This window comes from Microbacterium sp. ZW CA_36 (genome assembly GCF_044987475.1).
In the GTDB taxonomy this organism is placed as follows: domain Bacteria; phylum Actinomycetota; class Actinomycetes; order Actinomycetales; family Microbacteriaceae; genus Microbacterium.
The window spans coordinates 1-3,775 of sequence record NZ_JBJDRL010000121.1; the positions used below are offsets into that span (position 1 = coordinate 1).

Below are 3,775 nucleotides of genomic sequence, written 5' to 3' on the forward strand. Positions count from 1 at the left end.
CGACTGTGTGTGGCTGGGGCTCAGGGTGGAACATTTGACATGGCATCAGCGCAGCTGGTTCCTACTAGTACGCCGTGCTCCTTCGGGGGTGTGGTTGGAGGGTGGGGGTTGGTGAGCGGGGTGCCTGCACGCTGTTGGGTCCTGAGGGACCGGACGCTGCCGCTGTGATCTTTCCGTTTGGGGAGGGTTGTGGTGGTGGGTTTGACTCTCTGGGCTTCCTGGTTGCCGGCTGCTGCCGGTGGTGGGGGGTACCGCCCGTACTTTGAGAACTACACAGTGGACGCGAGCATCTTTTGGATCGGCCTTCGGGCTGGTTCATATTGATGATCTTAAAGATCATTAGTCAATTTCAGCCTGGACTTTATTGTCTGGGTTCGATTCTTGATGAAACTCATGTGATTTCAAGTCTTTAAGAGCAAACGGTGGATGCCTTGGCATCTGGAGCCGAAGAAGGACGTAGCAATCTGCGATAAGCCTCGGGGAACTGATAAGCAAGTTTTGATCCGAGGGTGTCCGAATGGGGAAACCCCGCCAGGGCGCGTGCGTACCTGGTGACTCCCGCCTGAATATATAGGGCGGGTAGAGGGAACGTGGGGAAGTGAAACATCTCAGTACCCACAGGAAGAGAAAACAACAGTGATTCCGTGAGTAGTGGCGAGCGAAATCGGATCAGGCTAAACCTTATGTGTGTGATATCCGGCAGGAGTTGCATGTGAGGGGTCGTGGGACTTTCCGGATCATTCTGCCGAGTGGTCGACGTGACAGAAGCGTATAGACGAACCGTCTTGAAAGGCGGGCCAGAGTGGGTGCCAGCCCCGTAGTCGAAATGCGTGTTCTGACGTGGAGAGTATCCCAAGTATCACGGGGCCCGAGAAATCCCGTGTGAATCTGTCAGGACCACCTGATAAGCCTAAATACTCCCAGATGACCGATAGCGGACAAGTACCGTGAGGGAAAGGTGAAAAGTACCCCGGGAGGGGAGTGAAATAGTACCTGAAACCGTTTGCTTACAAACCGTTGGAGCCTCCTTAGTAGGGGTGACAGCGTGCCTTTTGAAGAATGAGCCTGCGAGTTAGCGATATGTGGCGAGGTTAACCCGGGTGGGGTAGCCGTAGCGAAAGCGAGTCTGAATAGGGCGATTCAGTCGCATGTCCTAGACCCGAAGCGAAGTGATCTATCCATGGCCAGGCTGAAGCGACGGTAAGACGTCGTGGAGGGCCGAACCCACTTAGGTTGAAAACTGAGGGGATGAGCTGTGGATAGGGGTGAAAGGCCAATCAAACTTCGTGATAGCTGGTTCTCTCCGAAATGCATTTAGGTGCAGCGTTGCGTGTTTCTTGCCGGAGGTAGAGCTACTGGATGGCCGATGGGCCCTACAAGGTTACTGACGTCAGCCAAACTCCGAATGCCGGTAAGTGAGAGCGCAGCAGTGAGACTGTGGGGGATAAGCTTCATAGTCGAGAGGGAAACAACCCAGACCACCATCTAAGGTCCCTAAGCGCGTGCTAAGTGGGAAAGGATGTGGAGTTGCTTAGACAACCAGGAGGTTGGCTTAGAAGCAGCCACCCTTGAAAGAGTGCGTAATAGCTCACTGGTCAAGTGATTCCGCGCCGACAATGTAACGGGGCTCAAGCACGCCACCGAAGTTGTGGCATTGACATTATTGGTAGGCCTTCGTGGTCCAGCCGTGTTGATGGGTAGGAGAGCGTCGTGTGGCGAGTGAAGCGGCGGGGTGACCCAGCCGTGGACGCCACACGAGTGAGAATGCAGGCATGAGTAGCGAAAGACGTGTGAGAAACACGTCCTCCGAAAGACCAAGGGTTCCAGGGTCAAGCTAATCTTCCCTGGGTAAGTCGGGACCTAAGGCGAGGCCGACAGGCGTAGTCGATGGACAACGGGTTGATATTCCCGTACCGGCGAAGAACCGCCCAAACTAACCCAGTAGTGCTAAGTGTCTGAATCCCATTGACGGATCCCTTCGGGGTGATGCTGTGGGCCTAGCGCACGACCCCATTCTGGTGCGGTTAGCGTATTAACAGGTGTGACGCAGGAAGGTAGCCCATCCCGGGCGATGGTTGTCCCGGGGCAAGTGCGTAGGCCGAGTGGTAGGCAAATCCGCCACTCATGACGGCTGAGACACGATGCGGATGAAAAGTGGGTGATCCTATGCTGCCAAGAAAAGCATCGACGCGAGGTTCTAGCCGCCCGTACCCCAAACCGACTCAGGTGGTCAGGTAGAGAATACCAAGGAGATCGAGAGAATCGTGGTTAAGGAACTCGGCAAAATGCCCCCGTAACTTCGGGAGAAGGGGGGCCATCCACTTATATGAGCTTGCCTCAAAAAGGGTGTGGTGGCCGCAGAGACTAGTGGGTAGCGACTGTTTACTAAAAACACAGGTCCGTGCCAAGTCGCAAGACGATGTATACGGACTGACGCCTGCCCGGTGCTGGAAGGTTAAGAGGACCGGTTAGCCGCAAGGCGAAGCTGAGAATTTAAGCCCCAGTAAACGGCGGTGGTAACTATAACCATCCTAAGGTAGCGAAATTCCTTGTCGGGTAAGTTCCGACCTGCACGAATGGCGTAACGACTTCCCAACTGTCTCAACCGCGAACTCGGCGAAATTGCATTACGAGTAAAGATGCTCGTTACGCGCAGCAGGACGGAAAGACCCCGTGACCTTTACTACAGCTTGGTATTGGTGTTCGGTGTGGCTTGTGTAGGATAGGTGGGAGACTGTGAAGCGGATACGCCAGTATTCGTGGAGTCATTGTTGAAATACCACTCTGGTCACTCTGGATATCTAACTTCGAACCGTAATCCGGTTCAGGGACAGTGCCTGGTGGGTAGTTTAACTGGGGCGGTTGCCTCCCAAAAAGTAACGGAGGCGCCCAAAGGTTCCCTCAACCTGGTTGGCAATCAGGTGGCGAGTGTAAGTGCACAAGGGAGCTTGACTGTGAGACTGACAGGTCGAGCAGGGACGAAAGTCGGGACTAGTGATCCGGCAGTGGCTTGTGGAAGCGCTGTCGCTCAACGGATAAAAGGTACCTCGGGGATAACAGGCTGATCTTGCCCAAGAGTCCATATCGACGGCATGGTTTGGCACCTCGATGTCGGCTCGTCGCATCCTGGGGCTGGAGTAGGTCCCAAGGGTTGGGCTGTTCGCCCATTAAAGCGGTACGCGAGCTGGGTTTAGAACGTCGTGAGACAGTTCGGTCCCTATCCGCTGCGCGCGTAGGAAGTTTGAGAGGATCTGACCCTAGTACGAGAGGACCGGGTTGGACGAACCTCTGGTGTGCCAGTTGTACTGCCAAGTGCACCGCTGGTTAGCTACGTTCGGGATGGATAACCGCTGAAAGCATCTAAGCGGGAAGCCGGCCTCAAGATGAGACTTCCATACCTTCGGGTGAGAGGCTCCCAGCCAGACTACTGGGTTGATAGGCCAGATGTGGAAGCGCAGCAATGCGTGCAGCTGACTGGTACTAATAAGCCGATGACTTGATAACACACCGTTCATGGTGCTTGCGTCCACTGAGTGGTTCCCGATGTACGGTCGGGAACACAACAAAACATTGCTTTTCACGTTGTGAAGACTGAAACATCAAGAGAGTTTCGGCGGCCATAGCGAGAGGGAAACGCCCGGTCACATTCCGAACCCGGAAGCTAAGCCTCTCAGCGCCGATGGTACTGCAGGGGGGACCCTGTGGGAGAGTAGGACACCGCCGGACACCCATTCACGCAATGGCCACCCCTGATGGGGTGGCCATTGCGCGTTAA

Annotated in this window: 2 rRNA genes; both read left to right on the forward strand. The window is 55.0% G+C overall.

Annotated elements, in window-relative coordinates:
• Window positions 1–399 precede the first annotated feature (399 nt).
• Window positions 400–3,504, forward strand: a 23S ribosomal RNA gene (locus ACI3KX_RS21880).
• Window positions 3,505–3,609: 105 nt separating this feature from the next.
• Window positions 3,610–3,726, forward strand: a 5S ribosomal RNA gene (gene rrf, locus ACI3KX_RS21885).
• Window positions 3,727–3,775 lie beyond the last annotated feature (49 nt).